This is a genomic window from Neorhizobium tunisiense (genome assembly GCF_039631515.1).
Lineage (GTDB): Bacteria > Pseudomonadota > Alphaproteobacteria > Rhizobiales > Rhizobiaceae > Neorhizobium.
In genome coordinates this window covers 270925-295599 of sequence record NZ_JBDIUU010000005.1, presented here as the reverse complement: position 1 = coordinate 295599, position 24675 = coordinate 270925, and the positions used below count along the sequence as shown (strand labels likewise).

At 62.6% G+C, this 24675-nt stretch carries 21 protein-coding genes; 11 read left to right on the top strand and 10 right to left on the bottom strand.

The genetic code is table 11. The features are described 5' to 3' along the window. Positions 1 to 174: 174 nt before the first annotated feature. The 4 genes from ABCW43_RS19535 to ABCW43_RS19520 all read right to left on the bottom strand — a co-directional run bounded on the left by ABCW43_RS19535 (position 175) and on the right by ABCW43_RS19520 (position 3984). The gene (locus ABCW43_RS19535) at positions 175 to 588 is read right to left on the bottom strand and encodes a Rieske (2Fe-2S) protein (RefSeq protein ID WP_345927456.1); all 414 of its coding nucleotides are present in this window, start codon (positions 586 to 588) and stop codon (positions 175 to 177) included. 61 nt (positions 589 to 649) lie between these two features. Further along, entirely contained in the window at positions 650 to 1753 is a 1104-nt protein-coding gene (locus ABCW43_RS19530) for an amidohydrolase family protein (protein ID WP_345927454.1), read from the bottom strand. A 3-nt stretch (positions 1754 to 1756) separates the two neighbouring features. Then, positions 1757 to 2836: an amidohydrolase family protein gene (locus tag ABCW43_RS19525; RefSeq protein WP_345927452.1), complete on the bottom strand. Its 1080-nt coding sequence runs from the start codon at positions 2834 to 2836 to the stop codon at positions 1757 to 1759. 242 nt (positions 2837 to 3078) lie between these two features. Then, positions 3079 to 3984, bottom strand: a complete 906-nt coding sequence (locus tag ABCW43_RS19520) for a LysR family transcriptional regulator (protein WP_345927450.1) — start codon at positions 3982 to 3984, stop codon at positions 3079 to 3081. 492 nt (positions 3985 to 4476) lie between these two features. Here ABCW43_RS19520 and ABCW43_RS19515 point away from each other — a divergent pair, with 492 nt between their 5' ends. From ABCW43_RS19515 to ligM, 5 genes are all read left to right on the top strand, one after another. Then, complete coding sequence (locus ABCW43_RS19515; protein WP_345927448.1) at positions 4477 to 5556, top strand: ABC transporter substrate-binding protein; 1080 nt, start codon at positions 4477 to 4479, stop codon at positions 5554 to 5556. 74 nt (positions 5557 to 5630) lie between these two features. Beyond that, positions 5631 to 7397 (top strand): ABC transporter permease, encoded by a 1767-nt coding sequence (locus ABCW43_RS19510; RefSeq protein WP_345927446.1) that lies wholly within the window; start codon positions 5631 to 5633, stop codon positions 7395 to 7397. An 87-nt stretch (positions 7398 to 7484) separates the two neighbouring features. Then, positions 7485 to 8579 carry an ABC transporter ATP-binding protein gene (locus ABCW43_RS19505; protein ID WP_046639150.1) on the top strand — a complete coding sequence of 365 codons (1095 nt, stop codon included), beginning with the start codon at positions 7485 to 7487 and terminating at the stop codon, positions 8577 to 8579. Positions 8580 to 8713: 134 nt separating this feature from the next. Beyond that, positions 8714 to 9529 (top strand): GntR family transcriptional regulator, encoded by an 816-nt coding sequence (locus ABCW43_RS19500; RefSeq protein WP_345927442.1) that lies wholly within the window; start codon positions 8714 to 8716, stop codon positions 9527 to 9529. A 416-nt stretch (positions 9530 to 9945) separates the two neighbouring features. Further along, a complete protein-coding gene (gene ligM, locus ABCW43_RS19495) occupies positions 9946 to 11352 on the top strand; it encodes a vanillate/3-O-methylgallate O-demethylase (RefSeq protein WP_345927440.1) in 1407 nt (468 codons plus the stop codon). Positions 11353 to 11599: 247 nt separating this feature from the next. Here ligM and ABCW43_RS19490 read toward each other — a convergent pair whose 3' ends face one another. Continuing rightward, entirely contained in the window at positions 11600 to 12988 is a 1389-nt protein-coding gene (locus ABCW43_RS19490; protein WP_345927438.1) for an FAD-binding oxidoreductase, read from the bottom strand. Between the two features lie 453 nt (positions 12989 to 13441). On the opposite strand from ABCW43_RS19490, the gene ABCW43_RS19485 reads away from it, so the two are divergent. From ABCW43_RS19485 to ABCW43_RS19465, 5 genes are all read left to right on the top strand, one after another. Continuing rightward, complete coding sequence (locus ABCW43_RS19485) at positions 13442 to 13651, top strand: hypothetical protein (RefSeq protein ID WP_345927436.1); 210 nt, start codon at positions 13442 to 13444, stop codon at positions 13649 to 13651. 68 nt (positions 13652 to 13719) lie between these two features. Next, a complete protein-coding gene (locus ABCW43_RS19480; RefSeq protein WP_345927435.1) occupies positions 13720 to 14754 on the top strand; it encodes a TRAP transporter substrate-binding protein in 1035 nt (344 codons plus the stop codon). A gap of 74 nt (positions 14755 to 14828) precedes the next feature. Beyond that, a complete protein-coding gene (locus ABCW43_RS19475) occupies positions 14829 to 15329 on the top strand; it encodes a TRAP transporter small permease (protein WP_345927433.1) in 501 nt (166 codons plus the stop codon). Then, positions 15326 to 16621, top strand: a complete 1296-nt coding sequence (locus ABCW43_RS19470; protein ID WP_345927431.1) for a TRAP transporter large permease — start codon at positions 15326 to 15328, stop codon at positions 16619 to 16621. The genes ABCW43_RS19475 and ABCW43_RS19470 overlap by 4 nt, the downstream gene beginning before the upstream one ends. Before the next feature lie 5 nt (positions 16622 to 16626). After that, positions 16627 to 17085 carry a DUF3237 domain-containing protein gene (locus ABCW43_RS19465; protein WP_345927429.1) on the top strand — a complete coding sequence of 153 codons (459 nt, stop codon included), beginning with the start codon at positions 16627 to 16629 and terminating at the stop codon, positions 17083 to 17085. Between the two features lie 227 nt (positions 17086 to 17312). Here ABCW43_RS19465 and mdlC read toward each other — a convergent pair whose 3' ends face one another. Continuing rightward, a complete protein-coding gene (gene mdlC, locus ABCW43_RS19460; protein ID WP_345927427.1) occupies positions 17313 to 20396 on the bottom strand; it encodes a benzoylformate decarboxylase in 3084 nt (1027 codons plus the stop codon). 135 nt (positions 20397 to 20531) lie between these two features. On the opposite strand from mdlC, the gene ABCW43_RS19455 reads away from it, so the two are divergent. After that, positions 20532 to 21431 (top strand): LysR family transcriptional regulator, encoded by a 900-nt coding sequence (locus ABCW43_RS19455; protein ID WP_345927425.1) that lies wholly within the window; start codon positions 20532 to 20534, stop codon positions 21429 to 21431. A 30-nt stretch (positions 21432 to 21461) separates the two neighbouring features. On the opposite strand, the gene ABCW43_RS19450 is transcribed toward ABCW43_RS19455, so the two are convergent. The 4 genes from ABCW43_RS19450 to ABCW43_RS19435 form a co-directional block, all read right to left on the bottom strand. Further along, positions 21462 to 21647: a hypothetical protein gene (locus ABCW43_RS19450; RefSeq protein WP_345927423.1), complete on the bottom strand. Its 186-nt coding sequence runs from the start codon at positions 21645 to 21647 to the stop codon at positions 21462 to 21464. Between the two features lie 156 nt (positions 21648 to 21803). Next, entirely contained in the window at positions 21804 to 23642 is a 1839-nt protein-coding gene (atzF, locus tag ABCW43_RS19445; RefSeq protein WP_345927421.1) for an allophanate hydrolase, read from the bottom strand. Then, positions 23639 to 23992: a cupin domain-containing protein gene (locus tag ABCW43_RS19440; protein WP_210009173.1), complete on the bottom strand. Its 354-nt coding sequence runs from the start codon at positions 23990 to 23992 to the stop codon at positions 23639 to 23641. The genes atzF and ABCW43_RS19440 overlap by 4 nt, the downstream gene beginning before the upstream one ends. Continuing rightward, on the bottom strand, positions 23985 to 24668 hold the full coding sequence (locus ABCW43_RS19435; protein WP_345927484.1) for a cysteine hydrolase family protein: 684 nt from the start codon (positions 24666 to 24668) through the stop codon (positions 23985 to 23987). Before ABCW43_RS19435 ends, ABCW43_RS19440 begins: the two co-directional genes overlap by 8 nt. Between the last annotated feature and the right edge of the window lie 7 nt (positions 24669 to 24675).

Sequence of the window (24675 nt, the reverse complement as noted above, 5' to 3'; positions counted from 1 at the left end):
CGGGTCAAGCCCGAGGATGACGTCGAGTGGCGGTAAGGCCGACGGGAGAAGGGTCGGTGGGAGCAAGGCCATTGGTAGCAAGGCTGGGAGGTGACGGTTGTCTGAGGACGCTTGAAGCCACCCGGCGCCTATATACCAGGTCTTGGTCAGAACCCACGAAACCTGAATATCCCCTCAGATCTCGACGACGACATAGTCCTCGTCGATGGAGACCGGGAAGGTTTCGGCCTGATACGGCCCTTCCGTCAGCGCTCCGCCCTTGGCGACGGCGACCTCAAAGCTTTTCACGCGGGTCCGCGCCGGGTCGCACCAGGATTTGCCGGTGCGGATGTCGAATTCCCAGCCGTGCCAGGGGCAGCGGACGAGTTCCCCGTGCCGGGTCATGCGGACTTTGCCGGGCTCGTCGGCTTCGGCAAGCCCGACCACCTGGCCGCGGCAGAGATCGGCACCTTCGTGCGGGCAACGGTTGGCGATCGCGAAGAACTCGCCCTTGACGTTGAAGAGGGCGATGTCGCGGCCTGCGACTTTCACCAGCTTGGATTTACCGATGTCGAGTTCGTCGACCTTGGCGATGACGTGACGGGCCATTCTTTGTTCAATCCATCGATGTTGATTGCGTTTCCGGAAGAGCTGCTGCTCGCCTTCCGGGTCACGGCAGTCGGTAGACGTTTTTGGCGTTGTCGCGAAAGATCTGCGCCCGCTCCGTCGGCGATAGCGGCACCTTGAAGGCGTAGCGCGGATCGTCGAAATCCCAGTGCGGATAGTCGGTCGAGAACATCAGCCGGTCGATGCCGACCCAGCGCAGCGTGTCGAGCAGGTGGCGGTTGTTTTCCGGCTCCTCGATCGGCTGGGTGGTGAACCAGACGTTTTCGCGGATATATTCGGACGGCGGTCGCTTCACATGCGGCACTTCGGAGCGCATCCGCTCCCACTGCTTGTCGAGCCGCCACATCAGCGGCGCCGCCCAGGCAAAGCCACCTTCGACGACCACCAGCTTCAGCTTGGGAAATCGTTCGAAGACTCCTTCGAAGACCATGCTGGTGACGACGCTCTGCAGACTGTGCGAGAAGGCGTAGTGTTCCTCGATATAGAAGTTCAGCCAGCCGGCGCCGCTATTGGCGTGCTGGCCGTAGGCGGCGGAATGCATGCCGATCGGCATGTCGTAGTGTTCGGCAGCCTCGTAGATCGGCCAGTAGCGGCGACGACCGGCCGGCTCGATGGTGCGCGGCGGGATGGCGATCTGTGCAAAACTTCTGTCGCCGATGCGTGCTTCGATTTCGGCGAGAGCCGCCGGTACGTCTTCCTGGGTGACGGAGATCGAGGCTTTCAGGCGCGGGTCCGGGCCTGTCCATTTGTCGAGCTGCCAGTCATTGACGGCGGAGCACATCGCGGCGCCGAGTTCCTGGTTCAATGTCGAGGAACCGGCCGCCAGCGGCTGCAGGATGCCGTATTCGATGCCGAGCGGGTCGAGCAGCTGTTCCTGCAGATAGGCAAGGTCGGATGCCGGCGGTCCGCCGTTCGGCGGCCAGGCGTCGCGGCGCATGCCGTTGCCGGGGGTCATGCGCGGATAGGGCAGGGTGCCGACGACCGGGTTGGCGCTGCGCTGGCCATAGTCGGCGAGATGATCACGCCAGCGAACGGGCAGGAATTTCGCAAGTTCGGCGGGCGAACCGAAGGCCGGATGGATATCGCAATCGACAATCCCGAGCTTGGCCTCGACTTTTGTGTCCTTGTCCAGAACGGCATGGTCCATGGCTTAGTCCTCCAGTCGCGGATAGGTGGCGAGCGCATTGTCCCGAACCAGCCGATCGAGCAGGCGTTCCGGGAAACCGGCGGGGATCGCGGCATCGCCCTCGAATTGCGCATGCGGATAGTCGGTCGAGAACAGCAGCATGTCGTCGGCATCGAGATGCTCGATGATGCGTTCCAGCTCGGCCGGGTCGCGCGGTGCGTCGAAGGGCTGCGTCGTCATGCGGATCTGGCGGCGGACCAGCGCCGAAGGCGGTTCCTTCACCCATGGGATCTCGATGCGGGCGCCGCGCCAGTCCTTGCTCATCCGCCACATCTGGCCGGGCAGCCAGGAGACGCCGGATTCGATCAGCACGATCTTCATGTCCGGGAATTTTCCGAGCACGCCTTCGGCGACGAAACTGCCGACCTGGGCCGCAAAACCCTGGACCTGATGGACATAGTCCTCGGCGAGATAGGAGAGGAAACCGCTTTGGCTCGGCGCGTGCCGGTAGGCGCTGCCGGCATGCACGCCGAGCGCAAAACCGTGCCGCTGCGCGGCCTCGTAGATCGGCCAGTAGATACGGCGGCCAAGCGGCATTTCGCCCATGCAGAGCGCCAGCACCTGCACGAAACGCTTGTCGTCGGCAAAGCGCTCGATTTCCTCGACGGCGGCTTCCGGGTTCTGCCACGGCAAGACGAGGGAGGCACGCAGGCGCGGGTCGCGGTCCAGCCATTCGGCCTTCAGCCAGTCGTTGGTGGCGCGGCAGACGGCGGTCGCGAGATAGGGATCGTAGATCGCATGCACGGCGGTGACGCAGTTCAGGATCGCGTATTTGAGGCCGTAGGGATCGAGCAGGTTTTTCCGGAGCTTTTCGACGCCCTTGCCGTCCGTCGCCTTCCAGTCCTCCCGGAAGAACGGTTTTGTCCGCGTCGGGAAATTGGTGAGTTCGAGGCGGTCGACATCACGCGTGGTGACGATCTCACGCCAGTATTCGTCGAAATAGGGGAGAAGATCCTCACGCCCCGGCGCGTCCGGATGAACGTCACAATCGATCGCGCCCAATTGCGAAAGCATAGGGCGCCGCTCGGTCACAGCAGTATCCACCGCTCAAAACCTCCCTTATCTGTCGGCGAGCCGCTCCTCGTTATGCCGCGGCAGGCCTGAACCTCACTCCCGGGTGGCTTGTCAAAGGACGATTGCCCCCCGCATCAGCGATGCGTTTCCTCGATTTGAGAGGGTAAGGGGCACCAGGGCCTATGAGAATATACTTTTTCATCGTAGCGGCTTTCTCGATTCGAGAAAGCCAAATGCCCTTCAGCTTTTCTTTAAAGGCAAAGGTGCCGCATTCAAGCGGGGCGCTCGCCGATCACCAGGGCCGAGCGCATATGGATGCGCAGCCATTCCATCAAAGCGCGCACGGTCGGTTTGCGTGCCTGGGTCTGGGGGATGAGCGCCTTCAGCCAGAGCTCCGCGACCGGAAAGTCCGGCAGCAGCTCGATCAGTTTGCCGCTCCTGATCGATTCTTCCGCCACATAGTTCGCCACCATGGCGACGCCACGGCCCCTGAGCGCCAGGTCGTGCAGGATCTGCGTGTCGTTGGCGCTGAAGGCAGATCGCACCTCGACGTCGATCGGCCCGCCGGGGCTGAGGAACGACCATGTCGAGCCGGTTGCGTGGAAGGTGAGGCAGATATGGTCAACGAGGTCGCGCGGATGTTTCGGCAGGCCGCGGTTTTCGAGATAGTCCGGAGCGGCGCAGAGCTTTCGCGGATAGGGGCAGAGCGGTTCGTCGATGACGTTGGAATAGGAGGCGGGCAGGGCGCCGAGCGCGATATCGTATCCTTCCTCCGCCGGATTGACGGAACGGTCGACCAGGGCAAGGTCCATGGTGACGTTCGGGTTCTCCTGCTGGAAATCGCTGAGGATGCGGGCGAGAAAGGCAATCGTCACCGTCGTCGGCGCCTTGATCCTCAAATGTCCCTCGATCCGCTGGGCGACGGCCGCCGCTCCGCTGATGGCATCGTCGATGTCCTTGACCAGGGATTGGTAGCGGGGAAGATAGCGCTCGCCGATCTCAGTCAGGATGATTTGGCGGGTCGAGCGGACGAAGAGTTTGACCCGCATCTGGTCTTCCAGCCGGCTGATGCGTTTGGTCACGACCGATGGTGCGACGCCGAGATGTCGGCCCGCCGCCGAAAAGCTGCCGGATCGGGCAACCGCCAGGAACGTGCGGATATTGATAAGCGTATCCAATGTCTTAGGTCTCCCATGCCGCCCTGTCGAGCGGCCCTCCGCGTAAACGGTAGCACAATTCATCTTTCTATTTTCGAGAAAAGTGAATGTAAAAAAATGGTGCTTTTCCCCTGCACGGGAAAAGGTCAATCTAACAGAAGAGGGAATTCCGGTGCCTGTGGCATCGCCGCGACTGGCAGGGAGAGCCGGCGCAGATCGGAATTCAGAAAAGGGAGTTTGCAGTTGGCCAAGGCCGATCCTGTCCGAGCTGAAGGCCCAAATGTTCCGCATCATGCGGTGCTTATCAGGGACCTTGTCAATTGCAGGGTGCGCGCCAGATCGTTTCGAAGCGATCGGTAAGCCGTCGAGATCGAGTAGCCGTTCGGGAAAGCGGCGCCGCTTGCGGTGACAAAGGAGATCGCGGCCGGTGGCCGCAGAAATTTTGAGCGTCGAGTGCCGGGACCTAAGTCCCGGGCGCGATGCTCGATCGTCGGTTCCAGGGAGGAGAGACACGTGACGACAAACACATCCATGAGTTCGTTCATTCAGAAGACTTCGGCCATTCAAAAATGGTCGCGCCGGTTTTTCATGGCGGCTGCGGGCAGCCTTGCCATTTCGGCGGCGGCAGGCCTGCCCGCTTTCGCGCAGGATGCCGAATGGCAGAAAGTGGTCGAGGCCGGCAAGAAGGAAGGCAAGCTCATCCTTTATACCGCGCTGGTCGGCCAGCCGAGCACCAAACAGATCGCCGCCGCGTTCACCAAGGAATACGGCATAGAAGTCGAAATTCTCGAGGCGCGCGCCTCGGAAATCCGCGAGCGCGTCCGCGTCGAGCAGGCCGCCGGCCGGTTTGCCGCCGACGTGATGTTCACCAGCGAAGGGCAGACCATGCTCTACGACAAGGAGGACAAGTCCGTCGATCCGCTGCCGGTCACCCCGAATTCGCAAAAGATCGGCGACAAGTTCAAGCTCAAGGTGCCGATGGCCTCGGTCATGACCATTCCCTACGGGATCATGATCAATACCGGCCTCGTGAAGCCTGCCGACGAGCCGAAGAGCTGGAAGGACATTGCCGACCCCAAGTGGCAGGGCAAGATCCTCTCCGACGATCCGCGCGCGATCGGTGCCGGTTACCTCTGGTTCTTCTCGACCTATGACAAGATCGGCGAGGACTATGTGAAGAAGGTCGCGACCCAGAAGCTCGTCTTCACCCGCGACCAGCGCGAGTCACAGCGCCGCACGGCACGCGGCGAATATTCGATCTACATGCCGGTGATCATGACCGACTTTTCGGATCTGAAGGGGCTGCCGGTCAAGTTCATCATTCCCGAGGAGGGCGTTCCCTACGTTCTCTACGGCAACGTCATGCTCAAGAAGGCTCCGCATCCGAACGCCGCCAAGCTCTATCTCGATTTCATGCAGGGCCCGGTCGTGCAGAAAATCTACGCGGGTCTCGGCTACGGTCCCGTCCTTCCCGGCATGACCGATGGCCTGCCGGCGGACGTCAAGGCGATTTCCGAAGCCAAGCTCTACGGCACGACGGATACGACCCGCCAGAACGAGATGCTGGCCAAGTCCAAGGACATCTTCAAGTAAGCCTCCCAGGCCGCTGCCGGTCCGATCGTCGGGCCGGCGGTGCCGTTTTTCATATCCGGAGCCGCGAGGATCCCATGACGATTATCCACAATCGCCCCCTGGACGACATCGCCGAAACTGCGCCGACGATTGCCGGCAATGCTTTCACGCGCGCCTTTTCGGGCGGGTCGCTGTGGCGTCTGATCGGCATGCTGGTGCTGATTCTGATCCTCGGCTTCCTGACGATCTATCCACTCGCCATGCTGCTCTACGGCAGCCTGCATTCGACGCCGCCCGGCATGGCCGGCGAGTTCAACCTGAACGGCTACCGGTCGATCATGACCACCCAGAACCTCATCGTTCTGGCCAACACGGTGGGCATATCGCTTGCGAAAACCATACCGTCGCTGACGATCGCGGTATTCCTCGCCTGGATCGTGGCGCGCACCGACACGCCGTTCCGCGGCACGCTGGAAGTGCTGATCACGCTGCCCTTCTTCATTCCGCCGATCCTGACCGCCATGGCCTGGGGCATGCTCGCCAACCCGCAGGTCGGCGTCATCAACATGGTCTGGCGCTGGCTGACCGGTGGTACCGATTCGCTCGTCAACATCTATTCCTATGGGGGCGTCATCTGGCACATGTGCCAGTACTCGATCCCGTTCCTGTTCCTGTTCATGGTCGACGCCTTCCGGGCGATGGACCCGTCGCTCGAGGAATCGAGCCGCATGTGCGGCGCTTCGCGCTGGACGACCTTCCGCAAGATCACGCTGCTCCTGATGCTGCCGGTGCTGACCAGCTCGTTCATGCTGAGCTTCATCAAGGGCATCGAGACTTTCGAGTCGGCGCTGTTCTTCGGCCTGCCGGCGGGCATCAAGGTGATCACCACCGACATCTACGAGTCGATCAACCACCGGGCCACGCCCGACTACCAGTACGCGACGTCGCTTTCCTTCGCGATCATGGGGCTGATGTTCCTGCTCGTCATCTGGCAGTGGTGGATGCTGCGCGGCAAGAGTTTCCAGACCGTCACGGGCAAGGGGTTTCGCCCGAGCGTCATGGAACTCGGGCCCTGGCGCTGGGTCACCTTCGCCTTCTGCGTGCTGTTCTTCTTCATCACCGTCGTGCTGCCGATCGGGCAGCTGATGCTCGGCTCGTTCTTCCGTTTCTTCGGCTTCTATACCTACGACATGCTGACGCTGGAGCACTACCGGAACGTCTTCGCCAACAGCGAATTCTGGCGGGCGGTCCGCAATACGATGGTGCTCGGCCTGCTCGGCGCCACCGCGACCATGGCGCTCGGCGCGGTCGTCGCCTACATCTCGGTGCGCACCCGCTGGCGCGGCCGCAACTTGATCGACAGCATGGCCTGGCTTCCGTGGATGATGCCGGGCATGGTGCTCGGCGTCGGTTTCCTCTGGGCGTTTGCGATGTTGCCCGGTCCGATCCCGATCTATGGCACCATCTGGGCGCTGCTGCTTGCCTATATCGCGCTCGGCACGCCGGTCTCCGTGCGGGTGATGACCGGCGCCTATCACCAGCTTTCCTATGATCTGGAAGAATGTTCGCGCGTCCACGGCGCAACCTGGGTCCAGACCATGTGGCGGATCATGGTGGCGCTCGCCTGGCCAGCCTTCGCCGTCGGCTGGGTGCTGACCTTCTTCGGCATCATGCGCGAGCTGTCGGCGTCGATCCTGCTCTATTCGGTGGGATCGGAAACGCTCGCCGTCGTGCTGATGAAGCTCTGGGCCAACGGCAATGCCGAACAGGTAAGCGTCATCGGCCTGATGATGATGCTCCTGGTCATCGTGTTCCGCTGGGTGCAGCTCAGCTTCATCAAGGCCCGCATCAGCAAGCTTTAGGCTTCAGGCCCGGCGGCTGCGGCCGCCGGCCGATTTTTGGTTGTCGTTTAAGCGGATCCAGGCATCCGCTCCGAAAGGAAGAGAAATATGGCTTCGGTGACGCTCGAAAACGTGAGCCGCATGTATGGCGCGATAACCGCCGTGGACAACGTGAACCTGAAGATCAAGAGCGGTGAGTTCGTCACGCTGCTCGGGCCGTCGGGCTGCGGCAAGACGACGACGCTGCGCATGGTGGCGGGGCTTGAGAAGAATACCGGCGGCCGCATCGCGATCGGCGACAATGTCGTCTCGGATTCGGACAAGGGCTATTTCGTGCCGTCCGAACGCCGCCGCCTCGGCATGGTCTTCCAGTCCTACGCGATCTGGCCGCATATGACGGTGTTCGACAATGTCGCCTACCCCTTGCGCATCCGCCGCCGTCCCGACACGGAAGTCCGGGATCGCGTCATGAACGCACTGCGCCTTGTCGAGATGGAGCAATATGCCGAACGTCCGTCGCCGGCGCTCTCCGGCGGCCAGCAGCAGCGCGTGGCGATCGCCCGCGCGCTGGTGTTCGAGCCGGAAGTGCTGCTGCTCGACGAGCCGCTCTCCAACCTCGACGCGCGCCTGCGCACCCAGATGGGCGACGATTTTCGCGCCCTGCAGCAGCGCCTGAAGATCACCGCGCTCTATGTCACCCACGACCAGGCGGAAGCCATGGCGCTGTCCGACCGGGTGGTCGTCATGCATGGCGGCAAGATCCTGCAGGTCGGCGCGCCGGAAGAGATCTACCGCCGACCGGAAAACCGGCAGGTCGCCGCCTTCTTCGGAACGCCCAACCTCCTGAACGCGACAGTCAAGGATTGCCGCCCGAATGGCGGGCAATATTACAAGCTCTCGGTCGAAGGACAGGGCTGGTCGGGCGACTGTCATGCGGCGACGGAAATGCCGAAGGGTGCGGATGTCACCGTCATGGTTCGCCCCGAAAACCTGCATGTTCGCGATGCGGGCCAGGTGAACGGCGACCTCTCTTGGTCTGGCGAGGTTTCGCAGGCGATCTTCCGCGGTTCGCACCGCTCGATCATGGTCAAGACGCCGGCGCAGACGCTGCATGTCGAGGCCTCGTCGCTTTCGAACGTCGATATCGGCCGCCCGGTCACGGTCGCCGCACCCGTGGAGGCTGCCTGGGCCGTGCGCAACTGATCGTTTCGGCTGGCCACAGATATGGAAAACTTGCGTTTTGTCGCAGATATTCAATATTGAAGCGATGTTCCCGTCGGTCTTTTTCTCTGGCCGGCGCGATCCGCATTTCGATATGGCGCAGGTGAGGCCCAAGCATGACCACAGGCACCCGACCCCCGAACCCTCCCGGGCCTGAGAAGCAGGAAACCCGCCAGCAGCACGTGATCGACAAGCTCAGGACCTGGGCGAGCGACGGCACGATCGACCCGCGCAAGAAACTGTCCGAATCCGGGCTGGCCGAAGCGCTTGGCGTGTCGCGCACGCCGATCCGGCATGCGCTGGCGGTGCTCGTCGAAGAGGGCGTGCTGCAGCGGGTCGGCGCGCGCGGATATCGTGTCCGGGCCTACAAGGTGGCCGACGTGATCGAGGCGATCGAGCTGCGTTCGATGATCGAAGGTTATGCGGCCAAGAAGATCGCCAGCGAAGGTCCGTCGCCGACGCTGGTGGCGGAGCTCAAGGACTGCCTGCGGGAAGGTGACGATATCTTCGAGAATGGCGGCATCGACGATCCCGTCAACGAAGAGCGTTACGCGGTAATGAACCTGCGTTTCCACACGCTGATCATCGAGGCTGCCGGCGGAAACCTGCTGCACCAGCTCACCAGCCTGTTCGACCGCGTGCCGTTCGGCGCGCCGGATTCGATCCGCTTCGACAATATCACTCGCAAGGAGCGGGCGCAGCACCTGCATTATGCGCACTGGCAGCACCATCACATGGTCTCGGCGCTGATCGCCCGCGACGGCGCGCGCGCCGAAAGCCTTTTTCGCGAGCACGGAGAAGGCGTGAAGATCAGCCTCGGCATCAGCAAGGGGCTTTTCGCGATCGACGGCTCGCGCATCCTGCCGATCTTCGACCTCGACAGTCCCGCGGGCCATATCAATGGCATGATGCAGGACGAAAACGAACACTAGGGCCTACGTCCCGGCGGTAGGGAATTCCCATTTGGGATCCCAAGTTTCCAAATTCCCCGTTAAGGGCCGATAATTGGATCCCTTTGGTTTTTCCGCACTGCATCAATAATCACCAATATATTATAGTAACAGCGCAAATCTAATGGGCTGTTGCAGCGCTTTTCGTCGATCGACCCAATATGGGTATTGTATCCCAAAATCGATTGCTCTATGAATTGCTTCGACCGGGAGGAGGCCTCGATTTCCGCCAAGCCGTCGAGGCGAGGTTCGAGAACCGGGCTTGTTAGGAGGAGATGGCGGGAGGAGACCGCTGCCCCTCATTTGCATGAGACATCTTGAGACGATGCATACCGTATCCCGAACCGGTTTTCCGTGGGGCGCGACATGCAGGAGAGCAACCGAGGGAAGGTAGGTAAATGGCTAAGAATCTGACCCAGATCCTGAAAGAAAAGGGCAATACTGTCGAGATGCTGCGCAATTCGCGCATCGGCATGTATATCTATCCAGTCGTCGCGCCGGAATTCTCGAACTGGCGCACCGAGCAGATGGCCTGGCGCCATTCGGCGGTCCTGTTCGATCAGTCCCACCACATGGACGAGCTGATCGTCGAAGGCCCGGATGCTTCCAAGTTCCTGGAAAGCCTGGCGATCAACAGCTTTGCCAATTTCGGCGTCGACCGCGCCAAGCACTACGTGCCGGTGACGCCTGCCGGTCATGTGATCGGCGACATGATCATCTTCCGGGAGCGTGATGACAAGTTCGTGCTCGTCGGCCGTGCGCCGACCGCCAACTGGCTGCGTTACAACGCTTCGCTCGGCAAGCATGACGTCAAGCTCACCCACGATCCGCGTTCGCCATCGCGCCCGGACGGCAAGGAAGTCAATCGCGTTCACTACCGCTTCCAGATCCAGGGTCCGGACGCTCCGAAGATTTTTGAGAAGATGAATGGCGGCCCGATCCCCGACATCAAGTTCTTCCATGTCGACTGGATCAATATCGGCTCCAAGAAGGTCCAGGCCCTGCGCCACGGCATGGCCGGTGCACCCGGCCTCGAAGTCTGGGGTCCCTATGCCGAGAAGGACGAAGTCCGCGAGATCATCGTCAAGGCCGCCAAGGATGCCGGCGTCGACCTCTACCTCGTCGGTGCGCGCGCCTATTCGACCAACACGCTGGAATCCGGCTGGATTCCGTCGCCGCTGCCGGGCATCTACACCGGCGCGGAACTGCAGGGTTATCGCGACTGGCTGACGGAAGACAGCTATGAGGCAACCGGCTCGATCGGTGGCAGCCTCGTCTCCGACAATATCGAGGACTATTACGTCAATCCGTACGAGCTCGGTTACGGCATCTACATCAAGTTCGACCACGACTTCGTCGGCCGCGAGGCGCTTGAGAAGATGAAGTCTCAGCCGCAGCGCAAGAAGGTCACCTTCGAGTGGAACGCGGAAGACGTGATGAAGGTCATCGCCTCGAACTTCGTGCCGGGCGGTGAAGCCTACAAGTGGATCGACCTGCCGCAGCCGAACTATGCATCGTCCAGTGCCGACAAGATCATGCATGGCGACAAGGTCGTCGGCATGTCGATGTTCAACGGCTACAGCTATAACGAACGCTGCATGCTGTCGCTCGGCATCGTCGATGCCGACGTCCAGGAAGGCGACGTTCTGACGCTGATCTGGGGCGAACCGAACGGCGGCACCGACAAGACGTCGATCGAAAAAGGCCACAAGCAGGCCGAAATCCGCGTCCGCGTCTCGCCCACCCCCTACGCGGCCGAAGCCCGCGAAAACTATGCCGAAAGCTGGCGCACCAAGAAGGTCTGATATCCTCCCAGGATATGACATGAGAACGGCGCCTCCGGGCGCCGTTTTCGTTGGTGGAGGCGCTTAGGATGCGCCGCCGCTGTGATGCTGACGGCGAGAACTCAGAAGTCCCTCATTCCTGTGCTTGTCACAGGAATCCAGCCACCGCGCGTCTGCGCGGTGAAGAGAGTCCTTTGCGCTCAAAGACTTGAGCGCGCTGGATCCCTGTGACAAGCACAGGGATGAGGGAGAGCAATGACATCGTCTCTCACCCCGCATCCCCCATCTTGCCCGGGTTCATGATCCCCAGCGGATCCAGCGCCGCCTTGATCTTCTTCATCACGTCCACCGCCTTGCCGTGTTCCTTGCGCATGAATTTGAGCTTGGCGATGCCGATGCCGTGTTCGCCGCTCGCGGTGCCGCCGACGGCCAGCGCGCGCTCGACGACACGGTCGGCCATCTCGTCGGCTTCTTTCAGGTGATCGGGATTGTTCGGGTCGATCAGGTAGGCGGTGTGGAAATTGCCGTCGCCGACATGGCCGATGATCTGGCCTTTCAGCGACGAGGCGTCGATATCGGCGCGCGCCGCGACGATGCTTTCGGCAAGCCGCGAGATCGGCACGCAGATGTCGCCGGTATAGAGCTCAAAGCCCGGAATGATCGCCTTGGTCGCCCAGTAGAGATCGTGGCGGGCCTGCCAGATCTTGGCGCGTTCGTCGGCATCCGCGGTCCAGCGGAAGGAGATCGCGTCATGGCCCTTGGTGATCTCCTCGACGAGCTGTGCCTGTTCCTTCACCCAGGCCTCGGTGCCGTGGAACTCGAAGAACAGGGTGGGGGCGACCGGCAGGCCGAGCTTCGAATAGTTGTTGGTCGAGGCGATCGCCACCTCGTCCAGGAATTCGACGCGGGCGACCGGGATGCCGTATTGCACCGCCTCGATCACCGCTTCGACGGCATTGGCGACCGTCGGGAAGGAACAGATGGCGGATGAGACCGCCTCCGGGATCGGATGCAGGCGGACGGTCAGTTCGGTGATGACGCCGAGCGTGCCCTCGGAGCCGACGAAGAGATGCGTCAGGTCGTAGCCGGAGGAGGATTTTCTGGCCCGCGAGCCGGTCTGGATTGCTTCGCCATCGGGTGTCACCACCCGGAGAGCCAGCACGTTTTCGCGCATCGTGCCATAACGCACCGAAGTGGTGCCGCTGCCGCGGGTCGAGGCCATGCCGCCGATCGAGGCATCGGCGCCGGGATCGACCGAGAACATCAGGCCGGTTTCGCGTAAGGCCACATTCAGCTGCTTGCGGGTGACGCCGGGCTGCACGACGGCGAGCAGATCCTCCGGCCGGATCTCGACGATCCTGTTCATCTCGCGCGTATCGAGCGAAATGCCGCCGCGGATCGGGATCGTATGACCTTCCATCGAGGACCCCGCGCCGAAGGGCACGACCGGCACCCCATGCGCAGCACAGGCCGAGACGATCGCCTGGACCTCTGCCTCGTCACGCGGAAAAACGACGGCGTCAGGCAGGTGAGGGGCGAGCCGCGAGGTGTCGTGGCTGTGGTGTTCGCGGACGGAGACCGACGTTACCAGCCTGTCGCCGAGCAGGCCCTTGAGTTCTCCAATCGCCTTGCCGACTGGCGTGCCGAGATCATCCATGTGTTTTCCTCCCTGATGCCGCGATGATGCATTGAATGGCCGTGCCCGAGGCTCGATCCCGGCATGCCGATCGAAGGCAACCAGGGGCGGAAGTTTCCGCGCGTCCCGGCGTTTCCGCGGAACGGTTTCGAGCGCCGATACTGTATCCCAACCGATCGGCCCGCAGCTCCTCGCGACCGACCATAATGTCCTGCAGGTGAGGCCTCCCAGCCCCGTTCGATTGCTGCATTCCATCCTCCGTGTATGCATGAGGATGTATGCCGTGGCATTCTAGACAGTTTGAACTCCGGGTGAAGAGCCTATCGGAAAAATCTCAGGCACCCTGATTTTTTGTATCCCAAAACGAAATGGCAACTTGTCGTTTCAGGCCGAATGTGTTGAAATTCATCTGTTCGGGTAGGCGATGTCAGGAGGATGGCGTCACCTTGGGAGACCGGGCATGGGAGGAAATCGATGTATACACGACTGTGCGCAGCAGTTGCGGCTGCCATGAACATGGCAGGTTCGGTTTCGGCTGCGGAAATGGGGCGCAGCCTCGTCTCCGCAGACCCTTTGACGCATCGCTCGCCGGCCGTTTTCCCGCAGCCGGCAATTGCGTCCGTTCACGGAATTTCCAACGGCCTTGCCGATCCGCCGGGGACTTCGGTCCGCGGTCCGGATTGAGAAGGATATTCACCGGCCGGAACGGGAGGGAGCCCGCTGGCCTATGATTTCAACGGGAGGAGAAACACATGACACTGAAGGCATTGCTTGCGTCGGCCTGCCTCGCGGCGCTGACTGCGTCCGCGCTCAGCACAACTGCACGGGCCGCCGATGTGGAACTGACATTGTCGCACTGGGTGCCGGCCACCCATGCGCTGCAGCCGGGCGGCATGGAGCCCTGGGCGAAATCGATCAAGGAAGCGTCCGGCGGGCGCATCAACATCACCATATACCCCGCCTCCCAGCTCGGCGCCGCACCCGACCATTACGACATGGCGCGCGATGGCATCGTCGATATCGGCTTCATCAATCCGGGTTATCAGCCGGGCCGTTTCCCGATCATCGCGGCGGGCGAAATCCCGTTCCTGATCGCCAATGCCAAGGGCGGGTCGCGGGCGCTCGACGAATGGTATGGACAGTACGCCCAGAAGGAAATGAAGGACGTCTACGTCTGCATGGTACATCTGCATGACCCGGGAACGCTGCACGGCGTCAAAGGGCCGATCCAGGTTCCTGCCGACCTGAAGGGCAAGAACATCCGCCCGGCGCACGCGACCATGGCCCGCATGGTGAGCTCGCTTGGGGCCGCATCGGTGCAGGTGCCGGCGGGCGAAATGCGCGAGCTGATCTCCAAGGGAGGTGCCGACATGACCGCCTCGCCCTGGAACTCGATCTATACGTTCGGTCTGCAGGACGTGACCAAGCATCATCTCGACCTGCCGTTCTACGCCACGACCTTCGCCTTCGTGATGAACAAGGCCAAGATCGACGGGCTTTCCGCCGCCGATCGCAAGGTGATCGACGACCACTGCACGCCCGAATGGGCCGAGAAGATGGCCAGCAAATGGGCCGATGCGGAAGCGGCCGGGCGCCAGAAGATGATCGATGCGGGCGGCCACACCCTCTACAAGCCGACCCCGGATGAGGTCGGCCTCTGGAAAAAGGCGACGGGTTCGCTGCAGGGCGAGTGGGAAGCCGCAGCCACCAAGGCCGGCATTGACGCGAAGGCGGCCTGGGCGAGCCTGCAGGAGACACTCAAGAAATATGGCGCCGACGTGAAATAGCGCGTGCGGGACCATTCGCAGGCGGGTGCTGTCGCGGCGCCCGCCCTTTTCCATCCGTCCATCGAGTGCTGTCCATGAACCGCTATCTGGAACGCTTCAGCGACCTGGTCGATCTTGTGGCAGGCATCCTGCTGGGGCTATGTACCATCCTGATCGTCGCTTCCACCGTTGGCCGCTATGTCTTCGCGTGGCCGATACCCGACTCCTTCGATGTGTCGCGCTATCTGATCGGCGCCTGTATCATGTGGGGCCTGGCGTCGCTCGGTTATCGCGGCGGGCACATTGCGGTCGACCTGCTCTACGAGCCGATGGGGCCGCGGGGGCGCCGGATCCTCAATTTCATCGCCTGGGCGCTGCTCCTCGTCTTCACGGCCATGCTCGCCTACATGATGTTCTTCCGCCTCGCCAGCGCCTATCGGAGCAATGAAGCGACGTTCGATCTGCGCATCCCCGTCTGGCCATTGATCGGACTGATCTGGCTCGGCTGCGCATCGGCCGTCGTCACCACCGCGATCTCGCCTTTCGTTCGGCGCGAACCTGAAGACATCGATCCGCTTGAGGGCCATGGCGTATGAATACCGCTGATCTTGTCGCTATCGGCGGCTTTGTCGCCATGTTCGTGCTCATGGGCCTGCGCGTTCCGCTCGGCGTTTCGATGGGGCTGGTCGGCATATTCGGTTTTGCCGCCATGCGCGGCATGTCGCCGGCGCTCAACCTGCTGACGACATCGCCGATCCGGGTCATTACCGACTTCAACCTGACGCTCGTACCGTTCTTCATCCTGATGGGGGCCTTTGCCACCAATTCCGGCATGTCGCGGGAATTGTTCAGGACCGGCAATGCCTGGCTCGGACAATTCCGGGGAGGGCTCGCCCTCTCCACGATCGGCGCCTGTGCCGGGTTCGCGGCGATCTGCGGCAGTTCGATTGCGACCGCCGCGACCATGACCCGCATCGCGCTGCCCGAAATGCGCAAGGCGAAATACGCCGATGCCACCTCGACCGGCGTGATCGCCGCAGGCGGCACGCTCGGCATCCTGATCCCGCCTTCGGTGATCATGGTCGTCTACGCCTTCCTGACGGAGACGGATGTCGCGCAGCTGCTGATGGCCGGCATCATCCCCGGCATCATGGCGACCTTGATGTACATGGCGACCGTGTTGATCGCGCATGGCAAGCGCCTGCCGCCCGGAAAGCCGTTCGAGCTCAGGGAAGCTCTCGCATCGCTTCGCGATGTCTGGGCCGTCATGCTTCTTTTCATTTCCGTCATCGGGGTCATCTATCTCGGTATCGCAACCGCAACGGAAGCGGCGGCGGTCGGCGCCTTGATGACCATGGTCATCGGTGTGCTGCGCGGCCGGCTGAACTATCGCTCCATTATGGCGAGCCTCGTGGAGTCGCTCCGGACGTCGGTTTCGCTGTTCAGCGTGCTGATCGGCGCGATCCTGTTCGGCTATTTCCTGGCGATCACCCAGTCGCCGCAGAAGCTGACGGCGCTGCTGGTCGGAATGGATCTCGGGCCATACGGGACGCTCACGCTGATCCTGGTCATTTTCCTGATCGCGGGGGCTTTGATGGACGAGATGGCGATGATCATCCTGCTCGTACCGATCGTGTTCCCGGTCATCAGCCATCTTGGCTTCGACCCCGTCTGGTTCGGCATCATCATCGTCGTCGCCTGCCAGCTCGGCATGATCATGCCGCCCGTCGGCATCAATGTCTTCGTCATCAATTCGATCGCGAAGGACGTGAAGATCACCACGATCTACGGCGGCGTCATGCCTTTCATTCTCAACGATATCATCCGGCTTTTCCTGCTGGTGGCGTTCCCGGTGATCTCGCTCTGGCTGCCGCAAACGATGAGGTGACGCACATGATTGCACCGAGCCTCAGGCCGCTTTGCGAAATCCGCGCGGAACTCGGCGCGCCGATCGAGAAGGGAGGCGGCCCGGGCGGCCGCTGGCGGATCATCCCGATCATCGGCGGCGTGGTGGAAGGGGAGCGCCTGTCCGGGCGCGTCCTCAATCTCGGCGCGGACTGGCAGAGCGTCTATGACGCCGGTTATGCGGAGCTCGATACGCGCTACGTGATCGAGACCCATGACGGGGCGATGATCGACATCCGCAATTTCGGTTTCCGGCATGGACCGCCGGACGTGCTGGCGAGGTTGGCGGCCGGCGAGGCGGTCGATCCGGCGCTCTACTACATGCGCACCACGCCGCGTCTGCAGACCGGCGATCCGCGCTATGCCTGGCTGAACCATACGATATTCATCGGCACCGGCGAGCGTCTGGCAAGTGCCGTGCGCATCAGCGTTTTCGAAGTGCTCTGAACGAAGGCTAAGTCGGCTCCGGACCTCCTGAGAGTTCAGAAGGTAGGCCACCTCGTCGTCATCCTCGGGCTTGACCCGAGGATCCAGCATCCGCAATGCCAGGGGCGTGGGTCCTCGGGTCAAGCCCGAGGATGACGACGAGTGGGGAGCCCGTCCTGACCACAAATTGAAAGGCCGCCGGATCATGAACCCGGCGGCCTTTTTGTTCATTATGAAACCAGCTGGCCTCAGGCCATATGGATCGTCTTGACCTCAAAATAGTTTTCGAGACCTTCCGGACCACCTTCGCGGCCGATGCCGGACTGCTTGAAGCCGCCGAACGGATGGTGGATATCGACGATCATGCCGTTGACCGTGACGCTGCCGGTGCGCATGCGTCGGGCAAAGGCGTAACCACGTTCCGGCTGAGACGTGAAGACCGCGCCGGACAGGCCGTACATCGTGTCGTTGGCGATCTTCGCAGCCTCGTTCTCATCCTTGTAGGTGATGATCGACACGACCGGTCCGAAAATTTCCTCCTGGGCGATCTTCATGTCCATCGTCACGCCGGTGAAGACGGTCGGCTCGATGAAGTATCCCTTGTCGAGACCGGCCGGTCGGCCGCCGCCGCAAGCAACCGTCGCACCGCCTTCGCGGCCGGCGGCAATATACCCTTCGACGCGGGCAAGCTGGCGGGCCATGGTGAGCGGTCCCATCTGGGTGGTCGGGTCAGCCGGATCGCCGACCTTGATGTTCTTCACCGCGCCGACATAGAGATCGGTGAATTCCTTGGCGCGGGATTCCGGCACCAGGATGCGGGTCAGCGAGAAGCAGACCTGGCCGGTGATCGGCATGGAATAGACCATCAGCGCCGGCAGGGCCTTGGTGAAGTCGGCGTCATCGAGAAGCACGGCTGCGGACTTGCCGCCGAGTTCGAGGCTGACGCGGGCGAGGCGGTCGGCGCAGGCGGCGGCGATCGCCTTGCCGGCAATGGTCGAGCCGGTGAAGGAGACCTTGTCGATGCCCTTGTGGCGGACGAGATAATCGCCGCCTTCGCGGCCGGCCGGCACGAGGTTGAAGACACCCTTCGGCAGCCCGGCCTTTTCGATGCATTCGGCCAGAAGGTAAGCGTCCAGCGGGGTTTCCGGCGAAGGCTTGGCGACGATCGTGCAGCCGGCGGCAAGCGCTGCCGAGACCTTGTAGTTCAAGAGCACCATCGGTGCATTCCACGGCGTGATCGCGGCGCAGACGCCGACCGGTTCGCGCACGACACGCACTTCGCCGCCGTCGGCGCGCTTGCGCTGATCGACGAACTCGTCGTTCTCGATCAGGCCGGCATAATAGTTGTAGAGGCCGGGGTTCTGGCCGACGAGCTTCTTGGTCAGGAAGATCGGCGCACCGACCTGGGTGGTCCAGGCATTGGCGATCTCGTCGAGGCGGGCGGTCAGGAGGTCGGCGACCTTGCGCAGGTAACCGGCGCGTTCCTTGAAGGTCATGCGCGGCCACGGGCCATTGTCGAAGGCGTCACGGGCGGCGGCCACGGCCTTGTCGATATCGGCGTTGCTGGCTTCGGGATAACTCATCAGCACTTCTTCCGTCACCGGTGAGATGACGTCGAGCTTGCTGGTGCCGAGCGGGGCGACCCACTGGCCGCCGATGAAGAACTTTTCCGGGGTTTTCAGAACCTGTTCGTTTCTGACAGCGACATTCATTTCAGTCTCCTCCTCTGATAGAATGATTTCCAAAAGGCGCGGCCCCTTCATCTTCAGAAGGTCCCGCAGGCATGACGACAGTTCCTCGCCCTTTTCGCAGCGGACGGCCTTGCAGCCCTGCGCCTTGGCGATCTTGACGAAATCCATGTGGCCGATATCGACGCCGTCGATGCGGCCGGAGCCGGCCCGCTCGGCAATCGCCTTCAGCACCTTGTAGCCGCCGTTGTTGAGGATGACGATCATCAGATCGGCATCGTATTCGACGGCGGACCAGATCGACTGGATGGAATAGAGGCTCGACCCATCGCCGATGACGGCGATGACCGGCTGTTCCGGCCTGGTCAGAGCGGCGCCGACCGAGCCGGGCAGGGCATAACCGAGGCCGCCGCTAGCGGTGGCGAAAAAGCCGACCGGCCGTTCGATCGGGAAGAAATCGTGCAGCGCGTCACGGCCGCCGGGCGCTTCCTCGAAGACGATGCTATCCGGCGAACGGACGTCGGCCAGTGTCTGGTAGAAAAATTCCTGGGTAATGCCCTTCGGTTGCTTGATACGCGGAATGGTGCGGGCCGGGCCGCCGGCCCGCGGCGCGCGGCAGCGCAGGCGGTAGACGAGGCTTTCGGTTGCGGCGCGCAGGTTGGAGACCATCGCGTTGCCGACGATGGCGCTCGCCGCCTGGGCGGGATCGTCGGTGATCAGCCAGAGTTCGGCACCTGCAGGGATGTCCGGGCCGGAACCGGCAAAATGATAGGTGAAGGCCGGCGCGCCGAGCACCAGAATGAGGTCGGCATTGCCGAGGCAATTGGCAAGCTTCGGCTGGAAGGCCGGCAGGAAGCCGGCAAACAGCGGATGGCGCTCGGGAAAACTGCAGCGCGACGAAAGCGGGCTGACCCAGACCTTCGCCTGCAGGATTTCCGCCAGCCGCACCGTGGCATCCCAGGCATTATCGAGATCGACACCGGGGCCGACGACGAGGACAGGCTCGCGAGCGTCGTTCAGCCTGCGGGCGAGATCGTCGAGTGCCGAGGCCGGCGCGCTGATCACCGTTTCTACATCGCGGATGGCGATCGGGGCTGCCTGTGCCTGCCAGTCGCCCAACGGCACCGAGACCATGACCGGGCCGCGCGGCGCCTGCATTGCCATATGGTAGGCGCGGGCGATCGCCGCCGGCACGTCTTCGGCGCGGGCCGGTTCGCAGGCCCATTTCACATAGGGCTTCGGAAACTCGGTCGGGCTTTCGGCAAACAGGAACGGATCGTGCGGCAAGAGCTCGCGGCTCTGCTGGCCGGTGGTGATGATCAGCGGCGCGCGGTTTCGATAGGCGGTGTAGATATTGCCGAGCGCATGGCCGAGGCCGGCCGCGGAATGAAGGTTGACGAAGGCCGGCTTGCGGCTCACCTGCGCATAGGCATCCGCCATCGCGACGACGATCGATTCCTGCAGGCCGAGCACATAGGAGAAATCCTCCGGCACGTTGACGAACATCGGCAGCTCGGTCGAGCCCGGATTGCCGAAAATGCGGTCTATGCCCTTCTGCCTCAGAAAGTCGAAAACCGCTTCGCTTACGGTTTGTCCACGCAGCTTGGTGCTGCCGGACAGGAAATCCAGCGACATCTTGTTCATTGTCAGAGGCCTCCTCCCGGCCTTCAGGGCTCCCACCCCGAGCGCATGACCTGTCCGGGAAGTGTTGCAGATAGCGCCTCCTCTTGGAATTGAAGAATTTCCAACAATCCATTACACCAAGGCATGACTTTGGATGTGCGCTCGGCTCAAATCGTTCTGGAATGCGCGCGTCGCGGCAGCCTCGGCGCGGCCGCGACGGCTTTGAACATGACGCAGCCGGCCATCACCCGCATGCTGAAGCGGCTTGAGGACAGCTACGGCGTTCCTCTCTTCGAACGAACCACGCGTGGCGTGGTGCCGACCGTGTTCGGCGATGCACTGCTGCCCTATGCCAAGCTGGTCGTTTCCGAGATCGGCAATGCGACCGACGTGATCCAGCAAATGCGGGGCGCCAGCCGCGGCGTGGTCAGGATCGGCGGGGTGGCGAGCGTCGTTGGCGGCTTCATCATCGCCGTGATCGGCGAAATGCGCAAACAGCATCCGGAAGTGCAGTACCAAGTCATCGAGGACCTCGAGGACCGGGTGCTGGAAGGGCTGAAGGGCGGCACGATCGACATTGCAATCTCTCCCGAACCCTATCTCGACGACGACATCATCATCGCGACGCCTGATATCATGCACGACATGGTGTCGGTCTTTGCCAGATCCGATCACCCTATCATCCAGCGAGATCATGTAACGCTTGCCGAAGCGGCGGGCTTCGACTGGGCCATGCCTCCACCCGGAACACCGACCGTCAGGGAGTGGCAGCGGCGGTTCCACGACAATGCGCTGGAGCCGAACGCCCCGTCGATCATCTCACGCTCGGTGCCGGTTTTGAAAGCCGCAGTTCTCTCGGAAGCGCTGTTCTGCTGGATGCCGCTGCCCTTGGTGCGCGAGGAAGTGGAACGGGGCGATATGGCACGCGTAAATGTGCCCGAACTCGACTGGCAACGGACCTTTCGCGTTTACCGCCGCAAGAAGGGCCTGATGACGCCGCCGACGGTCAACCTGCTGCGATGCATTCGCCAGATCAGCGAGACCTGGACCATGTAAGGGGCAGGGCAGGGCGGGGCGATTTACGCTCTACCTCTGCTTGGCGCCAGCGCTCTTGCCGTCCGAACTTTTCGACCTTTCCTCGAAACGATCGGCGCCCTTGGCGAGATCGGAACCCTTTTCCGCTTCGACCTTCTTTTCTTCCTTGCGAGTGCTCTGCTTGAAACCGCGCGCGGATTCCCGGCCCTTTTCGGTCGGTGCCTGTTCGATACCCATGACGTCTCCTCCAGCGCCAGACATGGCGCATCAACCGAACGGACGTCGCGTGAAGGCGTTCCCACCATCCGTATCTTTTACGGATATCCGCGCGCATGCTCGGCCAGCCGCGGGGGCATCCGAGAATTCGCGGGCTGCCTGACGGCGCATGCCAGGTCAGCCGGTCTTGCCGACCCGCGGCAGCGACGCGAATTCCTTGAGATAGGCCCGCCAGCCGCCAGAGGCGGTGATGTCGAGCGCGCCCTGAAGCGCAAACGGTTCGGCGAGGAACCCCTTCGCCATTGTGCCGTCCGAGAGCGCGACGGTGCCGATGCCGAGCGGCGCCGGGATCGCCGCGACGAACAGGCCGAAGGCTGCCGGCGTCAGCTTCCAGACTTCCACCTCGATCTCGCCGCCTTCGCCTTCGACGACGCGGACCATTCCGGGTTTCGGGGGCACTGTGCCGGCGAGAGCATAGAGCTTGTAAGCTGCGGAGGTCTTGGCGACACGGGAAAAGCTGCCGTTGAGCTCGAGGAGCTGATGGTTAAGCGGCATGCCGGAAAGGTGGGCGCCGACCACGACGATGTCGATCAGGCTACCACCGGCGTCGGCAACGGGCGTTTCAGAAGGCACCGGAAGCGGCCAGCCGGTGGCGCCGAGCGAAAGGCCGCTCGCCTGGTGAAGATCACGGGCAACGGACGCGGTGAGACCGTCACGGCCGAAGGGCGCGAGCAGCGTCACGCTTGCCGGCAGGCCGTCGGCGCGGGCGCCGGTCGGCACGGCAATGCCGCACATGTCAGCCAAGTTGACGAAGTTGGTATAGGTGCCGAGCCGGGAATTCTCGCGGATCGGCTCCGCCTCCAGGTCGGCAACCGTGTAGTGGGTCGGAGCGGTCGGCACGCAAAAAAGATCGACGGAGGCGATCAGCGGCGCCAGCGTCTTCTTCAGCGCCTGCAGCGCATAAAGGCCCTTGAAGGCGTCGGCCGCGGAGAGCGACTTGGCGCCGCCATAGATTTTTCGCGTCACCGGGTGAAAACTATCCTCCTTCGCATCGAAAAACGCCTTCACCGCCGCATAACGCTCGGCCACCCAGGCACCTTCGTAGAGAAGGTTGGCAACCTTGTAGAAATCGCCGAAGGGCACTTCGACGATCCGATGCCCCAATCTCGCGAGCATCGACAGGGCATCGCCATAGGCGGCTTGCATCACCGTGTCGCCGAAGAATTGCAGGTCGGCCTTGGCCGGCACGCCGATCGTCAGCACCGGTGGCGCCGTGCCGAAACCGGTCGCCGGGACAACCTTCGAATAGGCGTCCGTCTCGTCGTATTTCGCAGCGACGGAGAAGATCTTCCAGGCGTCATCGGCGGTGAGCGCGAAGATCGAGACGCAGTCGAGCGTGCGGCAGGCGGGAATGACGCCCGTGGTCGACAGCGCGCCGACGCTCGGCTTCAGCCCGACGATATTGTTGAGGCCGGCCGGGATGCGCCCGGAGCCGGCGGTATCGGTGCCTAAAGCGAAGCTGACGATGCCTTGCGCGGTGGCGACCGCCGAGCCGGAGGAGGAGCCGCCCGGTACGAGCCTGGGATCGACGGCGTTTCTCGGGATCGGGTAGGGCGAGCGCACGCCGACGAGGCCCGTCGCGAACTGGTCGAGATTGGTCTTGCCGATGACAAGAGCGCCGGCTGCCTTGAGCAGGCCGACCACGGTCGCGTCCTTCGCGGGCATGTAGGCATAGTCCGGGCAGGCGGCTGTTGTCGGCATTCCGGCGACGTCGATATTGTCCTTGACGGCGAAGGGAATGCCGAACAGCGGTTTTGCGGGATCGAATGCGCCGAGTTTGGCGGCTTCTGCCAGCACTGCCTGCTTGTCGGCCAGGTGGATGAAGATGCCGGGATCGTCGACCTCCGCGATGCGCGTGAAAACCGCTTCGACGATATCCGCGACACTGCCGCCATCCTGGTAGAACGCGTGAAGCGAGGCGATATCGAAGGCGGGCGTCTGTTCTGGCAAGCTCATGCCATTTCCTCTTCCAGTATTGTCACCGGCCGGTCCCACTGGATCAGCACGACGCAGCCGGTATCGCTCCAGACGGAGTGTTCGGTGCCGGGCGCATTGACGATATAGCTGCCGCGGCCGTAGTCGCCGGCCTCGTCGGATTGCACGCCGTCGAGCACCAGGATGGTTTCGAGGCCCTCATGACGATGGCGGGGAACGCCGGCGCCGGCTTCGTATTTCAGGAGCGCGACGCCCGGCTGGTCGCCTGCGAAAGGGCGGATCCAGTGGATCGTGACCTCGTCGCGGAAGGGCTCGAATTCCAAGTCTTTCCAACCGCCTAGCGTCAGAAGTTCGCGGGTTGATTCAGGCATTGGTCATCCCCTTTGGCGCGATCCCTTCCAGAATGTCGTCCACATGGGCGGTCCAGCCGACGATCGCGCCCTGGGCGCGGATCATGGCGATGGCGGCCGCCTTGAATTCCGGAAAATAGCTCTCCGTCGCTTCTTCGGCGAGGAGACATTCGTAACCGCGGTCATTGGCCTCGCGCATCGTCGTCTGGACGCAGACTTCCGTCGTCACGCCGGCAAAGACGAGCTGGCTAATACCCTTCGCCTTCAGCACCTCCCCAAGCTCCGTGGCATAGAAGGCGCCCTTGCCGGGCTTTTCGATCACCACCTCGCCGTCGATTGGTGCGAGTTCGGGCAGGATCGCCGTGCCGGGCTCGCCCGATATCAGAACGCGCCCCATTGGGCCTTCATCGCCGATCCTCAGGGAAGGATTGCCGCGGTCGCGCTTGGCGGGCGGCAGGTCGGAGAGATCCGGCTTGTGACACTCCATCGTGTGGATGACCGGCAGGCCGGCATCGCGAAAACCCTGGATGAGGCGTTTGACGTCTGGGACGATTTTCGTGATGCGCCCGACATCGTTGCCGAGGCTGGCGCCGAAACCGCCAGGTTCGGCAAAATCGCGCTGCATGTCGATGACGATGAGCGCCAGTGCATCTGGTTTGGCCGGGAAGGCAAAGGGTTCTGCCTTGATCTCGATTATCCCCTCG